Origin of the sequence: Lysinibacillus sp. OL1, from assembly GCF_004332175.1 — a bacterium.
Lineage (GTDB): Bacteria > Bacillota > Bacilli > Bacillales_A > Planococcaceae > Lysinibacillus > Lysinibacillus capsici.
Genome location: NZ_SJDS01000003.1, coordinates 382,154 through 405,013, shown reverse-complemented (window position 1 = coordinate 405,013; position 22,860 = coordinate 382,154). Strand labels below are relative to the sequence as shown.

Here is a 22,860-nt window from a genome sequence, read left to right as displayed (position 1 = left end):
GTTCCCCCTTGAATATTGCATCCTGTAATCATGAATAAAGCTAATGCGATCAAACCATAGAATAATTTTTTTATTTTATTTACCCACCTCTTTTATATAGACACCAATTATCCACCAAAAGTTACATATTCAACTAAATTTCTTCGTTAGTTGAACAAGAATCCGTTCCACAACTCTTTAAGTTTTGATATCAAGGCTGACCAAGACTTTCGAACTACCTTTTTACTAAAATTAACTAATTTATAAAAATTATTTATATATTTTAATTATTGGTATAAAATGGGGTTGTTTAAAAAATACCTAGGGGTTTTAACTTGAATTCAAAATCGAAACTTGATGTTATGCTTCTGTCTTTTGTTTTATTATTTTCTATATTTCAAAACACAGCTTCAGCATACTCTTTAACTGGTTGGCGTTTTACTAGTACGAACTTTATTTCGTATAAATGGGGAGATAGCTTCAATAATGGCGTTGATACAAATTGTTAATTCTAATATCTCTAAAAATAGTTTTATCTTCTATTTTTTCTAAATTAAATCTGATGTTTTCACCTCGCAGCATTGCAAGAGATTCTTGCATATCTAAACCATCAAAATTAATTGATGTTAAAACATTTGAAACATTTATATATTCGAGGTAAATAGCGCAAACAATCCACTAAGGAGAAGTTCCGTTATGAAAATTTTAATAACTTTGAACGTCCAAAGATAGATTAACACCAAATACACGATACATTAATTCTTCTCTAATACACAAAAACATAGGTAAAGAAGTGCTAATAGCGTCTTCTTACCTATGTTTGGAAATATTCATCATAAATATTTACTACTAGTTCAATTATAGTAAAGCTCACAACTTCAGAAAGAATCTTGAAATCTTTAAGAAACAAAACATTAGGATAAAGTGTACATCATCCATACAACAACAATATCGTTTGTACAACTTAAAAATCCAGATAATTATATAATGCTCTAGATGCCCTCGTAGTCTTATTTCCTCATACACATGTTTCTGAAAACTATATTATCTTACTTAAGTTTTGCCTGAATATGCTTGCAAAAATCAAGAAATGAAGGAGCAACAATAATAGCATTCTCAGGGTCGTAACTTACTTCATAATCCATGTATTTAATTTCTCCTGTTTGAATATCAATCCAAAAATCATTATCAGCATGATTATCAGCAAAAGGAATATGAAATAGAACAAAGTCTTCAAATTCCTCAGAATAATCTATCCTTCTATCTTTTGCTCTTTCAATAGATGTTGTATAATCAGAATCTTCCTCATCTTCGATTAAGGGGATATGAAAAAAACTACCAATTTCTATAGAATAATAATCCTTATTTGAAGCTTCATAAAAATTATGCGGATAAATATATGCCCCTTTAGAAAACACTCCACCATTAGTAGTAAGGTAAAACTTTATAAAATCTTTTTTACCTGGAAACTCATCAGGTACAATTTCATTTATTTGGGAAAGCGATATACTCTTCCAAGAATTCTCAAATAAAATATCATTATTAAAAAATTCATTAGAATTACTTTTAAAATTGTTGTTCATTTAGGTTACACACCCTCCTTTTAATTTATTTCTTCTTTTAGTTGCTTCCGCAACTGCTTCTGGCGAACCATATTTAAAACCTGTATCCTTTTTAAAGTCATCAGCACCGCCTACATGTGGGGTATTTATGGTATTCTTCGTGTACAAATTGCATTCTCATTGTATTCGTCTTAGGATCGTAATCTATATGATGAGATCGATAATTTTTGCCTGGATCATTAATTCCAGCTTCTTTTGCAAGTGCGGCTCTATCATCAAAATATGAACCAGTTGCATCTATAGTAAATATACCATGTGGATTATTCGGACTTATAGTTTTAGGATGTATTACTCCTCACCAGTAGAAAGGAAAATGATTGGTTGCCTTACTATTAATCCAAAGGGATCTATCATTGCATTTAGATCACTAACATAACCGTATAATGTAGGATTCCCGCCTACAAGTCCAATCGGGTCAATTTGAGTATAATTCCCTTGCTCTGGGTCATAGTATCGGAATCGGTTATAATACAATCAGATTTCTACATCCTCATACTGCCCCTGATATCTAAATGGAATAAAGTCTCTTCAGAACCAGATGGATCTCGCTCAAGCTTGAAGATTGCATGTATGTTTATTCTCAGTCTCTATTAACAGACTGTTTTCTCAAAACATTTCTTAAATGCAACGGAATGAAAACTGTTCGCTTACGCGATGATATGAAAAAAGAAGGCTAAAGCGCCTTCTTTTTTATATTTCTACTATTATTTATCTAACTATGATATTGCCAATATTATAATCTTTCTCTTATTATATTTTTAAAAATTACCACTTTACCCCCTATATTAAAGTTATACCTTCCATCTTCCCATAGATTATTAAGCCTTCTAATTCATTAATTGCACCAATATCTTCAATAGTCCTTATCTTCCCATTCAACTTCAGATAACTGTTTACAATTTTCATGTTTAAGGTAAAAAGGTAAATACTACTTTAAAACAAAAAAACGATTATGATTAACTTGAAATTTTTCTGAATTTTCCAACCTATCTATTTCGGGCTTTATAAGCCTCTTTTTCATAAATTAAATTCCTCTATATTTTAGTTTCTAATGAATACACTATAATGATTTATTTCTGCTCAATCCTCACTTTTGCACCTAAAGAAATAAAGTATTCAGCTAAAACTAAAATATTTTCTCCATATCCCGCAGCTATTAGAAATCCTTTATTATTTAAACCGTTTCGTATCTCATCAAGTGATAATCCTGTTTCTTTTTTTAATGCTAGTATCACTTTTGATTTATTTTCACCTGGATTATCCAGATACACATAATTCTTTTTTGCTTTTTCTATAATCCGTTGCTCAATTGGAGCAAAATTATCTTTTGATTTTACAATAGGAAGAAATCCGCATAAAACCCTAATTTCCTCCTCACTTAACTTAACTTTCCACTCTTTCTCCATTAAATCATAAAAATCAGATTGATATTCACCTCTTTTATAGTATCTATCATCGTGTTTATCAAGCCAAACAGATAGAAAATAGTCGAATTTTTCTAGTGAATCCACTAGTAGTTTTGGTGAAAAATCTTCTCCAACATAATCGTAATAAATTGGAGTTTCTGCTTTACTTATATCGGCAATCACTGGATTTCCACTCCAACTGGAAATAATAATCCAATTTTCACGCCATTTCATTGTCTTTGAAATATCTATCCAACCTTTATCATCTCTTATAAACCTGTAACCTTCTAACGCAACTGTTAGATTTTCTATACCAAATATATAGAAATCGTTAGTCCAATAAAACATTATATCTTTGGATTTTGGTAAATCACTGTACCATTTCAAAAGCGCTTGGCTTAAAATTGGAAGTTTGAAAACTTTTCCTAACTCCCGTTTAGTTTCTGTAGATGTTCCTAAACATTTTATCTTATTGGCATTTTCTTGCTTAGAAATTGAACGAGCTAGATACTTCATCGTTTTTTACAGCTCCTTTCACTGTTATATCTATCTATCATTGCTTGGCGATCAATTAGTCTACCAGTAGTTGCATTAGTATAACTTCCTCTATGACCTCTCTCACCATATAAATGTTCATTATATCCTCCAACATGTTTAGCATTAGGTAAAAATCTAATATTTCTTGGATCTCCCTTCCAAGCATTCCCTAAAGCCCCGTTCTTATGATTAGTAATATGATGTCCTGTATAACCACTCACTTTTCCCCGGCTTTTTAGTTCTTCTATTTCAGCTTCATCCCAAAGATGAGATCCACTCCCTGTTTTTTCAACCAATTCTTTTTCTAATTCCCAAGCACGTTCTATACCTTGATAATACGATCCATTTATTGGTGTTACTTTTGTTGGTTTATACATAATTAAGTTCAATTCTGATAAATCTACACCAGGAAGCATTGGAGATTTAGGGGCTAGACCAAATATATCCAATGAATTATTTGGGTTCCCGACATAACCATACAAAGTAGGATTCCCACCCGCAAGTCCAATCGGATCTATTTGAGTATAATTCCCTTGCTCTGAGTCGTAGTATCGGAATCGGTTATAATACAATCCAATTTCTACATCATCATACTGACCTTGATATCTAAATGGAATAAAGTCTTTCTCACCTGTAAATTCTTTCACTCTACCGTAAACATCAAGCTCTGCAGACCAAACTCTATTACCCTCATCATCATAGGCTTCAACAGACGTTCCGAGATAATCACTAATAATACTATAATGACCTTCACTCGTAATCTTTGCAGAAGGGACGAAGCCGTCATTGAACACCCATGTAACAAGATCATCTGCTATATCGGTATCAGTCTGTGAAGAATTCAGATTGTCTAAAGTATCTGCAACATTCTGTGTGGAGTACTCATGCAGAATCGTATTGCCATCCCATACAAAATGAGTTGCCTTATCCTCAGAACGCTTCTCTATCCGTCTACCTAGAGCATCATACTTGAAAATAACTTCTGTGAGATCAGGACGAATGACCTTCGACATCATGCCATTGCCATAATACTCGTACTTCCACGTATCACCATTGTTTTCGACTTTCTCTATGAGATTTCCTTCTTCATCATAAGAGAATTGGGCATCTTTCGTTTCAAGTAATCTACTACCAGGGCCGTAAACGCGATCTTTTTTGTCTTTTGTTTCATATAGATTACCGACATCATCGACGCTACGGTATAAGAAATCAAATTTACTGTCTTGATTGGCCCAGACGAGGTTACTGAATTCGTCGTATCCGTACGTTACTTTTACACCAGTTAGCTCATTGACCATGCTGCGTAATTGGTGATTCACATCCCAAATAGTAATTCTATTTCAGATGTGTTATGTGAGGTGACATCAAGTCATTTCAATATCTTTCTTCAATAATTAACAATAAATTCTTTAAAATTAAAATTCTAGCGGTTTTTGCTTTTTTAAAGCTTCAGTGTTGACTATATTTACTGGAAACTGATGAGAGTCCTTGCACTATAATAAAAGAGTAGCAATAATCCAAATTCTATGGATTTATGCTACTCTCTTTTAATTAGGTTCGAAATATATTCAAGATACTTTTTGGTCAAATGCTCAATCTTCTAACCTTCTGAAGGAGAGTACCTTCAAATCATAAAGAATATTGCCTCTCTCGTTTCAAACAATTTCTAATCTTCTTTTGTCTTTATTTAATGCCCTTTTTATCTTTTTACTAATCCTGTTGGAAGTACTCAGGATCTTCCATGATCTTGGATAAAAATTCTTCAAGAGAGCTGGCAATCTTCTTTTGGTTTTCATAAATAGGACTTTATTCACTATCTGTTAATTCTATTGAAAAAGGCACAGACTCCCATCCATTAAAAAGAATAGTTTATTCTCTTCATCATAGGGTGGGTAAGCTTCAAAAAATCCTTGTCTTAATCGAAAGTCTCTTATTAATTCAGGACTTAACACACAAGTCTTCATAGCCATCATGATAAAACTTTTCTAAAAAACTCCCAAGTGCTCCAAGACACCAAAGGGCGTCTTTCATCTAATAGAAATATAGGTTCTAAATAATCAAATGCATTATCTAACGCTTCAATTTCATCCATTATTTCATATGATGGGTCTGGAATAAATATTTATCTTTTTTAATATCAGCTAGTTCTATTAATCGAGCTAATTTATCAATAAATCTTTAATTTTCTTTTCCATATAAAACCTCTCCTCATTAATTGATTTATCTATCCAAGTTTATTACAAGTTTCTTTACCTCTTGGAAGATCCCCTGCTTTTATTTTTCTTTTTGTACTCTTTTAATAGTTGCGTCATCATTTATTCCTGGTTTCCATCTACTTTTTATTTTATTCACTTCTTGCTTCTATCTTTGTGTTTGCTTCCTGTAAGTATCATTAACACAAAAAACATAGGTAAAGAAGTATTAAAAATTCCTTCTTACCTATGTTTCAATATTTTCCCAATAATCATCTATTATTACGATATATGACTAAAAATTCTACTTCTACTTGAAGATATATTTTAATACAAAAAATTCCGGCCTTCGTACATTTCATCCCATTACCAACAGAACATCTTTAATTTATGTCGTGAATTTTTTGCTTTCGGCAGGCGAATCATTCGTCTAAGTGATTAGAGCTATTGAAGCATCTTACAACGGAAAAATATATTTCTATTCAAGAAGTCTTAATGAGAAATAGGTATTGTCATTATTTAACTGTAATATTTATTCCTTTGTACTCATGTTGCTACCCCAACTTTATCAAAAGATAAACCTTTAATTTGATTATTTTCAATAAAGTCAATAAACTTTTGAGTACAATAATAAAAATTAATTTTAACATCTCTAAAGAGAATTTGATCGGATATTTCGTTTAATTTGAACTTAATTTCTTTATTTCTTAGCATACTAAGAGATTGTTGGGTATCTAAACCATCAAAATCAATAGCAGGAATTACTTTAAGTACATTTATATATATGAAATCCTCCGAAATATTTTTTATCCTTACAGGAAACATTTCAATTTCATTTGGCTGTAATTTTTTAAATTGATTTTCAAATTTCTTTTTCACAATTAAAGTAGAACCAAAACAACGTGCATCAAAATCTAAAAGCTCATTTTTTTGTAAATTATCCTTTGATATTGCAAAAATATCTTCTTTCCATTCTAAAGTAATTTTTTGTCCTTTAAAAGTTGAAAAAAGTCTCACGTCTTTTTCATCAAGAAAAGTCAAATCAAAATAGTCAAAATCATTTCCTATTTTAAATATATCCATATTAATCCCTCGCCTTGTTTTATTACCATATTTTTTTATTAAATAGTAAATCATTTCGTATTAATTCTAATTCAGCTTTTACTAACGCTCTTCCTCCTAACATCTCAGCAGATTCTAATCTTTGAGCAACATTTTCAAAATATTCTTTGGTATGAATTATTCTATGATAAGCCCCTGGTTGTTTACTATTTGGATCCATATGTTTTAAATAAATTCCATTATGAGCACTATTGATATCAATATCTACTCTTTTTAGTACATCTCTTGCCCTCTGAGCTGCTTGGTTTGAATGATCCCCCGCTACAATATGATGAGCTGCTGAACCTTTATACTTATGCCAAGCACGTTTCATGTACCCTTCATTCTTTCTTAACTCTCGATTAGCTTTGTTCATATTTTTCTTTAACTCTTTAGTACAAGAAAGACCAAAAATATCTATTGAGTTATTTGTATCTTGTACATAGCCATATAAGACCAAACCTCCATTAAGCCCAATTGGATCCTTTTGCGTATACATACCCTCAATTGGTGAATAATTTCTAAATCTGTTGTAGTAAAGGCCAGTTTCTTCATCCTCGTATTGCCCTTGATATCGGAATGGTATAAAATCCTTGTCACTGTTAAACGCTTTTGACTGGCCATAAATATCTAACTCATTGGACCAAACCTTATTACCATCATTTTCGTAGGCTTCAGAAGGTGTACCTAGATAATCACTAATAAGCTTCTTCAACTAATCAATCGATCTAATAAATTCCTTAAATTGATTTATTATTTACACCACACTCATCAATTTAAAGTCTCTCCATACAAATCTCACATAACTAATTCTTTTTTAGCGTGGGCCTTTTATTCATATACCTTACCTACATATAGCATAATATACAATAGTTTCAAGTCTATATTTTTGGGTGTATCTAAACCAGAATTTTCATAAAATCCTTCCATATCTTCCATCCATCCCTCAATGGCTTGAAGAAATAAATCTATAGATTTATTCTCCCATTCATCTATATTTTTTTGATAATCCGTTGATAATAAATTTACAAATTCTAAGAATTGTTGCTTGTTTGATACGTTTTCAATTTTGTTGTACCAATCCATATTATTCACACCTCTCTATTTCAACTATTGACTCTATTTTTCCTACAAATCACCTGTCTAGATCCACCTCTTTAAAACAATTGATGTCCCACCATTTTTTGTTGATATTTTAAACCATTGATTCTTCACTTGCCCAGTTTACTGGAATTTCATCAATACCTGCTAGTATTCATCAGTATCCTTTCAAACATTAACATAGTAAAACAGTTGTATTTACCTTAACTGAGAAGATATTTTCTTATCCATAGCCTAAGAGTTACAAGGAAGCTCCTAGCATAGAAAAGAGTTTTCGAAATATTAAAAGAGATGACTTCGGCAACATGCAGAAGTCATCTAATTAATACAGCATTCTTTTTTTACTAAACTGCTAAATTATGGGGCACAGTTGACAAAATTTAATTTTTTTACTACAAAAAATTAAAAACGCATCATTTTAAATAGTAAATAAAAGCTATCTAATGAAAACATCCCTTTATATTTAAATTTCATTTTTTCGAATTTGGAAGAAGCTAAAACCAAATCTCTGGAAGCGATAACACATCTTCAATAGTAATTAGTTTAATTTTTTTCGGAACAAAAATAATAATTTGTAATATCCTGTTTTGTATATTTTCGTTATACGTTTTTTACTATTCTGTATGACCAACTTTTTCATAACGTAATCCTTTGATTTGATTATTATTCATTAGATTAATAAAGAAATCTGTAACAAAATAGCTTGATGACATTTTGCTATCTCTAAATATGGACTCGTTTTTTACAGTTTGAAGATCAAAAACGTACCTATTATTTCTTACCATTTCCATTATTTCGTCTGAAGACATTTTATCCACATTTTTAATAGATTTAATTTTATTCGTTACATTTATATAATAATATGGACCTCTATCCGTATTAACTGGCAAAATTTCAACTTTTTCACTATAATTAGCTTCCAAAATCTCTTTCAGATTATTATTCACGATTAAAATACCATCAAAATAGCATGAAGCATCAAAATCTTCAAATCGTTTATCCTTTTTCTTTCCTTTTTCTTTGAAAATTTCAAACTCTAAAGGTATCCAATTGTCTCCTAATTTTTGACCTTCAAAGTTTAAATAGTTAGATGAACTTCCTTGTTTAAATACAAAAAATTTAAAAACATCATAGTCACTTTTAATTTCATATATATCCAAAATTAATACACCTTCTTGTCAAATAATAATTCATTCCTAATTAACTCTAATTCTTTTTCTACAGCTGATTTCCCTCCAACTTTACTTGCATTGATTATTTGTTTGTTTACATCCTCATAATATTTATTTGTATGAATCACCCTATGATACGCTCCTGGTTGTTTACTATTAGGGTATATGTGTTTCAAATAAATACCATTATCAGCTGAATTTACATCGATTTTATAATGAGCTAATATATCCCTCGCAGGCTGAGCCCTTAAATCATCGCCAGCAACAATATGATGGGCAGCCGACCCTTTCTCCTTATGCCAAGCCCTTTTCATATATCCTTCTGTTTTGGCCAGTTCTTTGTTAGCTTTATTCATATTTTTCTTAAGCTCTTTTGTATAAGAAAGCCCAAATATATCAATCCAAATATTCGTATCACTGACATGCCCATAAAGCGTAGGATTTCCTCCTGCAAGACCTATCGGATCAATCTGAGTATAATTCCCTTGCTCTGGGTCGTAGTATCGGAATCGGTTATAATACAATCCTATTTCCACATCTTCATACTGCCCTTGATAACACTCTTTCACTCGTCCATAAATATCAAGCTGAGCATACCAAACCCTATTACCCTCTTCGTCAAAAGCTTCTACCCTTCACTCGTAATCTTTGTAGAAGGGACAAACCTTTCATTAAATACTCATGTAACTAGATTGTTCTGTAATTCATGCTTGTTTTGTGACTCAACTAAGTTTTCTCGTTCAACTGTATCATTCTGCGTGAAACACTCATCGAGAATCTTATTCCATATTTCTTGAAATCACTGTAATTTGAAAAGGGGCAAAAATCCCTTTAGTGTGATTTATTGCCCCTCAGAATTGATACTTAGGTATCTCTCCTATACTATTTTAATCTATCTTTGCCACATTAAAGTTATATCTTTCATCTTCCCGTGGATCATTAAAACCTTCAAATTCGTTTACTTTTTTTAGAGAAAACAAAAAACCAAAGTTTGAATTTGGATAATCTAATTTCTTCTTACGCGCAAATCCTTTTATAGATACCGAATATTTACCAGAAGAAACACTGTATCTAAATCCGGAATATAGTGTTTTACCATCTAAAGTTTCATAAGATACTTCATCATTTCCTAAAAATTCATTTTTATCAAATTCATAAAATGAACCAATATCTGCAATCCACAATGAATCTTTAACTTCAATATTAAAGTCATGATAAACGAATTTTTCTTCCCATTCATCGTCAAATGACTGATTACAATTTTCAAGTTTGATTATATACTCTATGGAATTTATAGGCAAAAAAGGTATCCAAATACCATTTTTAAGTGAAGCTAAATAACGATTATGATTATCCTGAAAATTTTTTAAAATTTTTTTTGTCCTAACTTTTTCTTTCTTTAAAAAGTCTTGCAGGACGTCTATTGAAAATAAACAAATTCCGTAACTCCCAGTATCTAAAATTCTATCCATTATAACATCTCCTTTTTTTCTATTTACAAGGGATTTTTCCATTAGAATGTAATTCTTTTAATTTCTCTAAAGCTTCTGCAGGAGTTAAATCTTTGAATAACTTTTCTTTTGTGTATGGGATTTTTAAAAAACCTTTAACGTCAATGTCTTTGTAAGCTTTAGCAGCTTTTTCAAAAAATTCATCTGTTGTACCAGTAAATTTTGAACCATGATAAGGTATTCCATCTTCTATAAGCTTTCTATGCAATTTTTTGTGAAGTTCTGCCGTTCCCGCTCCTTCATCTGGATACCAAGAAATTGAATGAATTTGACTTAACTCTGAAATGTCTAAAGCCTTTGCTATTGATCTCGGCATCAAATGATGTCCCATACCAGTATCCAATAAATCTGAATATAAACCAAATTTATCAATATTGTTATTTGTATCCCGGACATATCCATATAAGGTAGGATTCCCACCCGCAAGTCCAATCGGGTCAATTTGAGTATAATTCCCTTGTTCTGGGTCGTAGTATCGGAATCGGTTATAATACAATCCTGTTTCTACATCTTCATACTGCCCTTGATAACGGAATGGAATAAAGTCTTTCTCACCAGTGAACTCTTTCACTCGTCCATAAATATCAAGCTGAGCAGACCAAACTCTATTACCCTCATCATCATAGGCTTCAACAGACGTTCCGAGATAATCACTAATAATACTGTAATGACCTTCACTCGTAATCTTTGCAGAAGGGACGAAGCTATCATTGAACACCCATGTAACAAGATTATCTGCAATAGCAGTATCGGTTTGTGAAGTATTTAGATTATCTAAAGTATCTGCAGCATTCTGCGTGGAATACTTATGTAGAATCGTATTGCCATGCATACAAAATGAGTTGCCTTATCCTTTATTAATACAATTATAAAAAAATTGTTTTTTACTTTTTGTATGTTACAAGTATTATTTTGTTATTTTACCAAAAAGCCAGATATAAGTTTTCAAATAACACAAAAACATATGTAAAGTAAAATCTAATTCATTTACTTTACATATGTCTCGTTTAAATCAGTAATAGTATTTTTCTTAATTTAATATTACTCTTATTTATTAAACTTTTTAATATTTCCGTTCTTCCTCTTCCTCATCTAGTAAGTAATTAAAAAAGTCAGAAAAGTCCTCCCATACATCTGGTTTAGAAATAAAATCCTGCATTTCTAATTTAGTTACTTCTACAGAATCAAGCCACATAATTGATGGTTTTTTTTCAGTATCCATAACAATAATACTTTCAGCTTCTTCAGCAATTACAATAAATCTGTTCGGCAAACCAACTGCTTCTCGGATTCTTATAGTTTCGCTTATAAAATTAGTTGGCTCAGAAAATAGAAAAGAATGGATATCTATCCCACCAACAATACCTCCACTGTAAAAGCCAGATATTTCACGGAAATCACTAGGTAGCTTTATTTGAAGTTCATTTTCAATTTTATCTAAATCCTCTTTAGAAACTCCATCAATATCATATAAAGCTTTATATTTATTTCGTAATTCATTCATATCTTTCATATTTTATTTACCTCCAAAATTCTATTTTTTACATCGTGTTTTAAAATATTCTCTAGTATCAACATTAAATTGAGGTCTATTTATTGGATAAATAGGATGTGGCTTGTTTCTTCCAAATTGGCTATGCAATATATCCTGCCCATATTTTCCTACTCCATGATATCGAGTACTTGCCTCTACTAATGCTCCCCTCGAATCTTGACCTAAGTGATGTAAAGTTACAAAGCTACCATCAGCAAGTTGAGGTGCTAATCCATATTTATTCGCCGCATCTCTATTTGTCATTCCTCTCCCCTTTGCACTACCAAGTGTTCTTACTTTATCCCAGTCGATATCATCCCTTTGATATACATCATATGTTTGTTTAGTACCCTTTGGTCGAGTAGCAGTCCAACTAATTTTTTTCCAATTTATCAACCCAAATGGATCAATATCCATAAGCGGATCTCTAACATACCCATACAACGTTGGGTTATTCCCTGCAAGCCCAATCGGGTCTGGCTGAGTATACATCCCCACATCTGAGTCGTAGTATCGGAATCGGTTATAATACAATCCTATTTCCACATCTTCATACTGCCCTTGATAACGGAATGGAATGAAGTCTTTCTCACCTGTAACTTCTTTCACTCGTCCATAAACATCAAGTTCAGCTGTCCAAACCCTATTCCCTTTTTCATCATAGGCTTCAACAGGCGTTCCAAGATAATCACTAATAATGCTATAATGACCTTCACTCGTAATCTTTGCAGAAGGGACGAAGCCGTCATTGAACACCCATGTAACAAGATCATCTGCTATATCGGTATCAGTCTGTAAAGATTTCAGATTGTCTAAAGTATCTGCAACATTCTGTGTGGAGTACTCATGCAGAATCGTATTGCCATCCCATACAAAATGCGTTGCCTTATCCTCAGAACGCTTCTCTATTCGCCTACCTAATGAATCATACTTGAAAGTAACTTCCGTATGATCTGGCTTAATGACCTTCGACAACATGCCATTGCCATAGTACTCATACTTCCACGTATCACCATTCTTTTCGACTTTCTCTACGAGATTTCCTTCTTCATCATAAGAGAATTGGGCATCTTGTGATTCTAGTAATCTACTGCCAGCACCATAAACACGATCTTTTTTGTCTTTTGTTTCATATAGATTGCCGACATCATCGACGCTACGGTATAAGAAATCAAATTTACTGTCTTGATTGGCCCAGACGAGGTTACTGAATTCGTCGTAACCATACGTTACTTTTACACCAGTTAGCTCATTGACCATGCTGCGTAATTGGTGATTCACATCCCAATTATACACACGTCTTCGCGTATTTCGGCTTTGACTACTTACGCGATGGTGTGTTGGTCTACCTGTGATGTCATATTGCCATTTACTGATGACATCCCCTGGCAGGATTCGCTCAATCTCTTGCCCGAGTTCATTGTATTGCATCGAGGCTGTCCACTGGGCTTGCTCGGAGCGAGAGGCAGTCATTTGTAAGATATTGCCCAGCTCATTACGCATGACATCGATTTTGGCACCGAGGCTGCTTGTTATTTGGGAGCGATTGCCTAACTCGTCATAGCTACTGGCAATCCACTGGTCATTTTGCCACTCCTTGATGACTTGGCCGGATGGGTCTCGTTCTAGTTTGACGGTTACATGGTCGTTTTCCGTTTCTTTTAGCGAGCCGTTTTTGTCATAGGCAAACGTTTCCCATGTGCCATCATAGTAGTCTGATCGTATGACATTCCCTAGATCATCATGCTGATACGCTGTCCAACGATTTCCTGGACGTTGGATGCGCTGAACCAATCCTGCTGGACTTCGCTCATACGTTTTTTCCATATCATCAAAGCCGATTTCCTTGATGATATGGCCTTTCGTATCACGTTCAAACGTATATGCTTCGCCTCTTTCATTGATCACAGCGGTTAATTGCTCCTCTGTATCATAAGTGAATTGTACTTTCTTACCACCTTGTTTTCGAGACGTTAGGCTACCAAGAATCGTGTAATCAAAGGCAACTTGCGTATGGTTATCTTTCGCAAAAATAATATCGTCATAGGCATTGTACTGTAATTGCACATCGTTACCATCTGAAAGATTTGCGCGAACAAGGCGATTCAAGTGATCGTAACGGAACTTCTCTGTCGCCCCTAATGGATTGGTTGTACTAATGCAGTTACCTCGGCGGTCATATGTCCAAGTGGAGCTTGTCCCGTCTGGTAATGTCACTTGGCTCAAGTTCAAATCTGCATCATACGCTAAGCTTACCATATGACCTTGCGCATTTGTCACTGTGTCAATTAAACGATACTCATTATAGGAAAATTCAGTCTTTGTACCGTCTTCTAACATAATTGCCTGCAATGTACCGTCTTCATTATAGATCCACTGACGACTTCCGCCCTCTGCGTTAACTGCTTGAATGAGCCTATCCTTAGTATCATACTGTGAGGATAATGTACTGCCATCTGCAAGAGTGATGGTTACCGGATTTGCCCATTCATCATAGCTGAATGTTGTTGTGCGGCCATCTTCATCTACTTCTTGGAGTAATTCAAAGTCCTCATTATATTGATAGCTGACTTCACTGCCATCTGGATAGACAATTTTCGTACACAAGTTATCTTCATTAAAATAGTAATAGCTTGTATGTCCTAAACTATTAGTGATTTCATTATAGCCGTCGAAATAGGCAAGCTCACCTGCTAGAACATTGCCATCTCCCCATGTTCTGATTACTCGTGCCCCTGTTGTTGGGCCATCGTAGCGCCAGAAGAAGCTATTTTTATTGCGGTCGATTTTTTGCATCATTAAGTGATTCACATAGGTTATATGCGTGCTCTGACCTAATGCATCCTGAATTTCGATTAGATCCTGAACATCATTATAAACATAGCGCACCAATACTTCACGATTGTTCTGATTACGTAAGGCAACTTCTGTCATTCTTCCTGCCTCATTGGTCGTAACATCTAGAATTCTGCCAACGCTATCTGTTACTTGAGATAGGAAACCTTTATTGTTATAGGCGAATTGAAGATGGTGCTCTTGCTCATTTTTTACTTCTTTTAATCGGTATGTTGAGGTTGTTACTTGTTCGAATGCATAAATTAATCGTGTATCATGCTCAAACAAATGATACTCTTCCCCTGTATTCATCAGGGTCATTCTTTCTTTTTTATTAAAATATGGCAAATTTATTGGTAAAATTGGAAACCCAACTGCACGACCATCTGTTACTACAATCCCAATCAGGTCTTCTTCCTCAAATATCTCTAAGGCAAGATCGTAGATAAAGTGCATACCATGACCTGACAAGCCAACCCTGCTACTATCACTGTACCAAGCTCGTTCCCATGAAAGAGGGATTGGTCCAGGTAGCTCAAAGTCTACACCTTCATATATCATTCGTCCTGTAATTAAATCAACAGGTTCAAAGCCTTTTTTACAGAATTTATCACTTAACCCTTTTGTACAATTAAATTTCTTTAATACCCCATGGTTAAATTTCGTTAGCTCTGTTTTGGCCATTGCTTTCATACCGTCTACTGCCTTCGAAACAGCTAGCACTTCGTCCATGGAGGCGATGACTTTATCTGCTGCTGTCTTGACGCTCTTTGAGCCCTTGTTGGCTACCGCTGATACGGTATCTAGCGTCTTGGATACTTTTGTGTAAGCTGCTTTCATCCCTTTAACTGCTTTTGAAGCATCAACTGCCTTATCCGCAGCCTTTGCCGTTTTACTCGCTGCCTCTGCCACTTTTGCTGCTTTCTTGGCCTTGTATGCTGTTTTTGCTGCATCACCAACTATTGGAACCGCCCCCACTAAGTTCATGGCTGCGCCCATATAGTCTCCCCGAGCTAAACTAATACCTGCATTCGCAATATCTGCAATTGTCCCTATACCAGGAATGAATCCAGCTACATCCAGTGCCAAACTTACACCATCTAATAAACTACTAAAAAAGCCTTTTTTCTCTTTTTTCACCTCTGCCTTTTGGGGGAAAATGACGTCAACTTTCGACGTAGCTTCGATTGCTTCTTCATTTAACTTCGGAGGTTGGCTTTTCTTCTCTGTACCTTCCTGATCAATAAGTGTACTAATTAACTGTGTGTCAGCAGCAAGGATTACATGACTTTGCTCCTTTGCTGAAATGGCAATCCACTCTTCCGCCTCTACAGATAGCTCTTTCATACCGCTAATGTCAAGTGTTTCGTCCGCTGCAAGCATGATGGTACTGTTACTAAGAAATGTTACACCTTCTCCATCATCCATCTTTAAGTCCAATACCCCATCTACTGCACTAAAGGTAATATCCCCAACACCTAATGTCACATCTTTCCCAGCATTGGTCGCTAATGATTTAACGGTCGTGTCCGCCATTTTCTTCGTCTGCTTTTGACCACCCTCAGGTGTGACTGGGTCAACCCGGACAGAGCTAATAACGATAGCCTCTTCTTCCACTGCACTCGGAAAATGTAATTGGGCACGTGCTCCTATTTGAGGCATTAAATACATAACCCCATTCGCATCGGCAGAATAAGCAAACCAATGGGCCTTTGCTTTATCTTGTTTTTTATCAATATCCAAATGAATTTTCACCGTGTTCTGTGTGACATCGATGATCTTTCCTGTAAAAGCTGCCCCAATAAGATCTAAATTGCGTACTAATCGCTGGCGAATACTTTTCTCTGGTTGGGCAGTATAGTGAAACGTTAAGACACCACCCTCAAGACAGACTTCCCGAGCCGTAATAACATAGGATCTTCCTTTTAATTGGACTGTAGTGCCTAGCTCATAGGCCTCTGTGCTTTCAAACTCACAAAAAGTATAATCGATTTCGCTTACATCAGTGCCATCGTTTTCAGTAATCAGCCGATACGTATCGATATCCATTCGTAATGTGGAAGGTAAATGGTCGATTGATATGCTTTTCCTACTTTGCGGTGTACCCAACCAAAATCGCGGCCCTTTTCCTTTTAAATCTGGGAAAACAACCGCATTTAGATTTGAGGCCATTCTTTTAATAAATGCCCAATCTGTTTCTAAGTATTGAATGGAAATATGACCAATGGCTTGGCTATTAGAAGCATGGTCGATGTAATCACCCTGAGGGTAGGCTCCCACAATATGATTCATTAACTCTACATACGTCATAGTCGCATCTTGGAAAGACCGGGAACGTTTCTCAATATCCATGTTTGCTGTAAACGATACCGCTTCAACTAAGACATAATGCACACCTTGAACAGCCTGTAACTCTGCATTTTCGATTCGTCCTGAAAACAAAATACCTTGCTCTCGTCCAAATTTCACAACCACTTCATCAGTATGACTGACCCTTTGAATATACTTTTGTGCTTGCTCTTCAGCAATCATTCCTGTAAAGTACAATCTCGCATGGTCATTGCCTTTATGTTTAATGGTTAGTTTATCTAAATGAATAAGAGGATAAGGCCATTCAAGCACAAGATCCTCATACGTACTAATCATGTGGACTTCTTTTTTTTCTAGCGTTGTCATTGCTTACCTCCTTTCAAGCAATTTATTTTTTAAAAACCTTGTTTTGGTATTTCCAAATCCTCTTGTCCATCATGAACTATATCGATTTTGCCTCCGCCTGCAGAGCATTGCGTATGACAACGGTTTAATAGCGCTTGCTTCCCCTCGATATTGACATTTTCCATCCCTTCCATCCAGTCGATGGAACATGCTGGCGTACACGGCTTTTTTAATTTCAAGCAAACACCAAAGGTTGGGATATTTTCAGGGTTTCGATCGCCTACATTCATAACGGCTTTGCCTTTTATATAAACGCCATGATCCTGTGGTAAATTTAAATAATTCAGATGGCTACCATGCTCACAGGAAATGATTGCTCCATGTACCACATAACTAAATTGCTCTTGTCCCGAACCCTCTGTCTCCAAATTTTCTACAACTTGAGCCATTTGCTATCCTTCCCTTCAGATTATTTGTGATCATTTTCGCGTTTACACTGTAGCTACAGTGTTTCATAATTTATCGTTTCTCTAGCTTTACTCGCTGTAGCTGAATTCCAAGAAATGATCGCCTTAAGAGACTTTCTGCCACATCCAAATTAACGATGGTAAAAGATTCCCTTTTGCCATCAACCTGAAAAATACAATCCAATTCCACACTTTTGGGGTTAATCACAAGCTCCTTTATGCGTCCGTCTGGATAATACGTCGTTTCATGTGAAATACAATGCTTTTTCACAATGTTCAAAAGCCAATAGATGCGCTGTGTTCCTTTCATAACATCCGTAAAAACAATGGCCGTAAATGCTAAGTTATCCTCGTATTTTACTAATAACTTTTTTAATTGTTCAGACACGATTCTCCGAGGCTTTTCTAAATAATCCAAATAGAGTGCATTCTCTTTTTCTATCACTTCTCCAAAAACAGACGAACAGACAAAATCATCATCGAGGTCTGTCTTCATAGGAATAATTGGATTAGTAATACTTTGATCTTGCTGAAGAATAAAATACTCCATCTTTTCCTCCTGTAACCACCATTGCTTCCCTTCATCACTTTTGTACAAAGTTAATGAATCCAATGAATGTCTTTTATCTGTTCTGGGCTGAATAGATACTTTTCTTGATCGCGTTTAAAGAAGGTTGCACCTTTTAGATTGGCACCTGTAAAATTGGCACCTGCCATCTGCGCAAACTCAAATCTTGCATTTTCTAAATTCGCATTACTGAAATCTGTGCCAAGATAGCTCGCAACTTCATAATTGGAAAGCCTTAGCGTTTTTCCCTGCGCATGAGTAAAATTCGCGCCTGCTAAATTAGCCTGTCGAAAATCAGCATCTTGAATGGCTGCATATGAAAAATCAGCATTGGCTAATCTACACTGTTGAAAACTAGTACCAATGCATACACTGTGTTTCCATGAGGAGCCTTCTAAATTACTCTCTTTGAAATTCGCATAGGAGAAGTCCAGCTGATTGAAATCTTTCTGCTGTAAGGGAAGGTTCGAGAAGTTTTCAAACGTATACGATTGGTCGGTCTCTTTGTTCTCTAACCATAAAAGAAGGTTCTTCTCCTCACGTTCCCGTTCGTCGATGATTGCAACATCTTCACTGAACCCTTTATATTCACCGACACGAAAACGTAAGCACGCTGTTCGTTGAAAATTGATTTTTGGTACGCATTCTTTTTGATAGCGAAAGAGATAGCGTATCAATTGAATGATAAAGTGATGAAATAGGATAACTGTCTGCTGAATAATGACTCGAACGTCCGCTGCTTGAATGCTGAGATAGGGTTTTCTTTCTTTTTCAAGTATTGTTTGTAACTCTGTAATTGCCTCACTCAGCCAATCCGCTTCATACTGTGCCGTGCATTCTGTCCATTCGTAATACCAAGCTTCTCCATAGGCTTCTAGCAAATACGTAAACTTGTTTTCTAGCAAAGACGTTCTTAGCAATGAAAAATGAATAAAAGCAACAGATGCTAATCTTCCCTGCCTTTGCTGCTCTCTAATATTCGCAAACAACTGTTCAAGGGAGTGAATGATTGGCTGTAGCAAAAGTTCCTTGTTTTGGCGAAACCGTCGAACAACTTTCTCTTGCAATCGGCTGACATGAACTGACACGCATTCATCCATAAAATGCTGTAATGCTTCTTCTCGTTTCATGCATCCACTTCCTCACTAATTTGCTCGTACTTCCGTTCCCTTAATTTCCATTTTGTCTTCCATCTTGATGGAATTATCTTTACACGTCATCTCAATTTTCTCATTTGCATTAATCATAATTTGCTTCGCATTGATGACGACTTTATCTGTTGCTTTTAAGTTAATATTTTTATCACTTATGATTGAAATACCATTATCATCCATAAGTGAAATCATTAATCCCCCACCAGAAATGACAATCCGATCAGGAGCTAGTAGAATTTGTTTCCCATGCTTCGTTCTCAGTGTTTTCACATCTGGGTCAGCCATTCGCATCGGGTCTTGGCGACTATCTTCTGGCGCTGTAGCACCTGATTGCCCACCACCATCTTGACTAGTAGGATTCGTTGCTGCTAACATTGCTCCAGATTGGGGAGGTGCTTTTGATACGGAGCTAATGGCAATCCCTTCATCCTCACGATTGCTTGGGAAATAAATTCTAACGTTGTCAGATAGCTCAGGCATAAAATACCATCCTGTATTATCTTCCGATGCATAGATTGTTGAATATGGAAACCAAGAGGCCGTGTCCTTTTCTTGCCCCTCATCAAAATTGACATGAATACGAATTTTGTCCCCAGCCACATCAATTACTTTTCCTTGAATAGAGGCACCAATAATAGCTTGATTGTAAGTCGTGTGAACACTAAAGCCATTTTGTGGTGTTAACGTATAGATATGCTTTAATAAACCATTTTTTAGCTTTGAGACAATTTTATAAACATACAATTTCATTGATTGGAAAGTAACTTCATTACCTATTTTGAATGATTGAGTCGACTCCACCTCATAGTACATGTAGTCACTATCCGTAATACTGTCGAGATGATTTTTACTAGAGATTAGGAAGTTGCCGATTGCTTTTTTAACTCGGTAATTAAGGGCATCCATTTTTGGTGTGTTACCCGGTTGAAACGGTACACCGAAGTAGAACTTTGCCGCCCCATGAATGGTATCTGGCACCAAGCCTGTATGAAATCTCGATGCCATTCGCTTAAGAAATTCCCAATCGGTCTCTAAATATTGCATCGTGAAGCTACCAAGACTAGCCCCCTTTGTGACATGGTCCATAAAATCCGCGCCTGGTTGATCGGCAATACATACATTGATTAATTCACTATAGGGCATGCTTGCATTTTGATATGTTTGATTTTTCTTCTTCACATCTAACTTATACGTATGTGAAACGGCTTTAACCTCCAAATAATACGTACCCATAACCATTTTCACTTGGACATCTAACGCAAGCCCATTAAATATAGGTGTGGATTGTCCATTGCTACCAATTTGTAATACTTCAATGGCTGTTTCTGCATCTGTCATATAGACGTAGGAATCTTCAAGTTCATCTGGAATCACGCCTGTTAAACGCAATGTTGCATGCTCGTTCATTTGTTGTGTAATTTCGATTTCACTAACGCGGATATTATAGGGCATCACAACCATATCTTTATACGTTAAAGCTGTTTCCTTATTTACTCGCTCCATCAAACAACACCTTCTCCATCTAATGATTTGTTTTCGATTGAGATTGATTCCATCATGCCGTATGCAATGGGTTGCCAAATAGGTATTTCTGATTTCAAGCAATTGACCGAGCCTGTTGCTACATTATCGCCTACCATAAACAAAAACATTAAATTGTAAATTTTAGAATCTAGAGCCTTCGTAATGAAATCAAAATAGCCGATTTGACGACCATCCACTTCTTTTATGCCAATATCTAACATATCAGCATCTGGCTGTAATTTTCGAAGGATATTCATCATCGTATGTGTGAAATCTTCTAATTCCTCTTCTTGAATCTGTTGCTCCATCATTTTCATCGTGATGTTAATAGATGTACTTTCACTTGTGTAGATATAATCGGGTCTACGGCTTGATGGATATTTAATATCCATTAATTCAGGTTCCATCTCTTCAAAAGCTGTAGGGATAAACATCCGAATTTGGTCCTCATAAAAACTACTCTCTGCAAATTCAATCATTTCATCTTCAATCGTTAGCTGGCCTTCTTTAATGGCTTGAACGATGTCAGTATGTAACAATTGGTTTTCAATGTTCTCCAGTCGTTTCTTCTGCCTTGCATGCTTCGTCATCTCAATGACTTCTTCATCCATGAAATTCATTTTTTCCCCTCCTTTGTTATTCGTATTTCTTATCTTCCTCTAACTAGCCAACCTCTTAATTCACTAGTAGACTATTAATCAACTATCATGCGCTTAGGTCGCCCTTGACCGACCCCTTTCATCCGACTACTGCCCTTAGATTCCAACAAAATGCGATTTAAATATTTATGAATTTGGCTATTAGATAAAGATTGATAGTCCAACTCTAGCCGGTTGCAAATATAGAAATCAATTACATCTCGTTGCACTCTCTCCTGATTTAAGCACTCTAAGGCAAAGGCAATATCATACGGATTAGTGGGTCGATTTTTTAAAAGCTCTCGCGAAAAGTATTGCAAAATGAGTGGATGGTAGGTGCTTTTTTCCAGCCCTGCATACTGACAATGAAGATAATTAACAGTATTATATTCTGTCGCAAAGTCGAAAAAATCGGTATGCTGTGAGCGTAATTTGGCACCTAATTTTAATTTAAAGCGCGCTAATTCTAGTTCATTATGAGCAAGCTCTAACGAATCGTCTAAGACAATCTCTGTTCTGTAATTGCTAAAGTCTAAGTCATTTGCTTCTTCAGCAAATCGCACTTTTAAAATCGTTTCACTTCCTGTAGCTTCATAAGGAAGCTCATAGCTACTATCTAGCATATAGAGCCTTCCTTTATGCTTAATAATGCCTTTTGTAATGATAAGACGTGTATCCGCTACAATAATATGGACACCAGCAATGATGCCGTTTGAATAATCTTGAAAATATAAATCTAAAAAATCTCTTGGGTAATCTCGCAAATTCTCCAGCATTTCTCGCTTTAAAATGCGACCTTTATGAAAATGTGGATATTGATTAGCAAACAAGCTGTCACCCACCTCTTTTCTTTTTTATCACGTG

Annotated in this window: 20 protein-coding genes; all 20 read right to left on the bottom strand. The window is 35.2% G+C overall.

The window, feature by feature from the left end; genetic code table 11:
* Window positions 1–1,028: 1,028 nt before the first annotated feature.
* The gene (locus EW028_RS09190) at window positions 1,029–1,562 is read right to left on the bottom strand and encodes an SMI1/KNR4 family protein (protein ID WP_131520648.1); all 534 of its coding nucleotides are present in this window, start codon (window positions 1,560–1,562) and stop codon (window positions 1,029–1,031) included.
* Complete coding sequence (locus EW028_RS25270) at window positions 1,563–1,709, bottom strand: hypothetical protein (RefSeq protein WP_193767347.1); 147 nt, start codon at window positions 1,707–1,709, stop codon at window positions 1,563–1,565.
* A 180-nt stretch (window positions 1,710–1,889) separates the two neighbouring features.
* The gene (locus EW028_RS09185) at window positions 1,890–2,075 is read right to left on the bottom strand and encodes an RHS repeat-associated core domain-containing protein (RefSeq protein WP_227744913.1); all 186 of its coding nucleotides are present in this window, start codon (window positions 2,073–2,075) and stop codon (window positions 1,890–1,892) included.
* A gap of 596 nt (window positions 2,076–2,671) precedes the next feature.
* Window positions 2,672–3,523 (bottom strand): hypothetical protein, encoded by an 852-nt coding sequence (locus EW028_RS09180; RefSeq protein ID WP_131520647.1) that lies wholly within the window; start codon window positions 3,521–3,523, stop codon window positions 2,672–2,674.
* Window positions 3,520–4,842, bottom strand: coding sequence for an RHS repeat-associated core domain-containing protein (locus EW028_RS09175; RefSeq protein WP_193767346.1), 1,323 nt, complete (start codon window positions 4,840–4,842; stop codon window positions 3,520–3,522). Before EW028_RS09175 ends, EW028_RS09180 begins: the two co-directional genes overlap by 4 nt.
* Window positions 4,843–6,282: 1,440 nt before the next feature.
* The gene (locus tag EW028_RS09170) at window positions 6,283–6,819 is read right to left on the bottom strand and encodes a hypothetical protein (protein ID WP_131520645.1); all 537 of its coding nucleotides are present in this window, start codon (window positions 6,817–6,819) and stop codon (window positions 6,283–6,285) included.
* Between the two features lie 22 nt (window positions 6,820–6,841).
* Window positions 6,842–7,552 (bottom strand): RHS repeat-associated core domain-containing protein, encoded by a 711-nt coding sequence (locus EW028_RS25985; RefSeq protein ID WP_131520644.1) that lies wholly within the window; start codon window positions 7,550–7,552, stop codon window positions 6,842–6,844.
* Window positions 7,553–7,668: 116 nt separating this feature from the next.
* Complete coding sequence (locus EW028_RS09160; protein ID WP_131520643.1) at window positions 7,669–7,923, bottom strand: DUF7660 family protein; 255 nt, start codon at window positions 7,921–7,923, stop codon at window positions 7,669–7,671.
* Between the two features lie 629 nt (window positions 7,924–8,552).
* Window positions 8,553–9,098, bottom strand: coding sequence for an imm11 family protein (locus EW028_RS09155; protein WP_131520642.1), 546 nt, complete (start codon window positions 9,096–9,098; stop codon window positions 8,553–8,555).
* Between the two features lie 2 nt (window positions 9,099–9,100).
* Window positions 9,101–9,679: an AHH domain-containing protein gene (locus tag EW028_RS25980; protein ID WP_281114986.1), complete on the bottom strand. Its 579-nt coding sequence runs from the start codon at window positions 9,677–9,679 to the stop codon at window positions 9,101–9,103.
* Between the two features lie 318 nt (window positions 9,680–9,997).
* A complete protein-coding gene (locus EW028_RS09145) occupies window positions 9,998–10,582 on the bottom strand; it encodes a hypothetical protein (RefSeq protein WP_227744912.1) in 585 nt (194 codons plus the stop codon).
* A gap of 19 nt (window positions 10,583–10,601) precedes the next feature.
* Window positions 10,602–11,453, bottom strand: a complete 852-nt coding sequence (locus EW028_RS25850) for an RHS repeat domain-containing protein (protein WP_131520640.1) — start codon at window positions 11,451–11,453, stop codon at window positions 10,602–10,604.
* A gap of 231 nt (window positions 11,454–11,684) precedes the next feature.
* The gene (locus EW028_RS09135; RefSeq protein ID WP_036074795.1) at window positions 11,685–12,134 is read right to left on the bottom strand and encodes an SMI1/KNR4 family protein; all 450 of its coding nucleotides are present in this window, start codon (window positions 12,132–12,134) and stop codon (window positions 11,685–11,687) included.
* Between the two features lie 21 nt (window positions 12,135–12,155).
* The gene (locus tag EW028_RS09130; RefSeq protein ID WP_131520639.1) at window positions 12,156–17,666 is read right to left on the bottom strand and encodes an RHS repeat-associated core domain-containing protein; all 5,511 of its coding nucleotides are present in this window, start codon (window positions 17,664–17,666) and stop codon (window positions 12,156–12,158) included.
* Between the two features lie 29 nt (window positions 17,667–17,695).
* The gene (locus EW028_RS09125; protein WP_036075055.1) at window positions 17,696–18,094 is read right to left on the bottom strand and encodes a DUF4280 domain-containing protein; all 399 of its coding nucleotides are present in this window, start codon (window positions 18,092–18,094) and stop codon (window positions 17,696–17,698) included.
* Window positions 18,095–18,164: 70 nt separating this feature from the next.
* The gene (locus EW028_RS09120) at window positions 18,165–18,662 is read right to left on the bottom strand and encodes a hypothetical protein (RefSeq protein ID WP_131520638.1); all 498 of its coding nucleotides are present in this window, start codon (window positions 18,660–18,662) and stop codon (window positions 18,165–18,167) included.
* Window positions 18,663–18,712: 50 nt separating this feature from the next.
* Entirely contained in the window at window positions 18,713–19,810 is a 1,098-nt protein-coding gene (locus tag EW028_RS09115; RefSeq protein WP_131520637.1) for a pentapeptide repeat-containing protein, read from the bottom strand.
* Between the two features lie 15 nt (window positions 19,811–19,825).
* On the bottom strand, window positions 19,826–21,337 hold the full coding sequence (locus EW028_RS09110; RefSeq protein WP_131520636.1) for a phage baseplate assembly protein V: 1,512 nt from the start codon (window positions 21,335–21,337) through the stop codon (window positions 19,826–19,828).
* Window positions 21,337–21,978: a hypothetical protein gene (locus EW028_RS09105; RefSeq protein WP_131520635.1), complete on the bottom strand. Its 642-nt coding sequence runs from the start codon at window positions 21,976–21,978 to the stop codon at window positions 21,337–21,339. Before EW028_RS09105 ends, EW028_RS09110 begins: the two co-directional genes overlap by 1 nt.
* Window positions 21,979–22,052: 74 nt before the next feature.
* Complete coding sequence (locus EW028_RS09100) at window positions 22,053–22,826, bottom strand: hypothetical protein (RefSeq protein WP_036075048.1); 774 nt, start codon at window positions 22,824–22,826, stop codon at window positions 22,053–22,055.
* Window positions 22,827–22,860 lie beyond the last annotated feature (34 nt).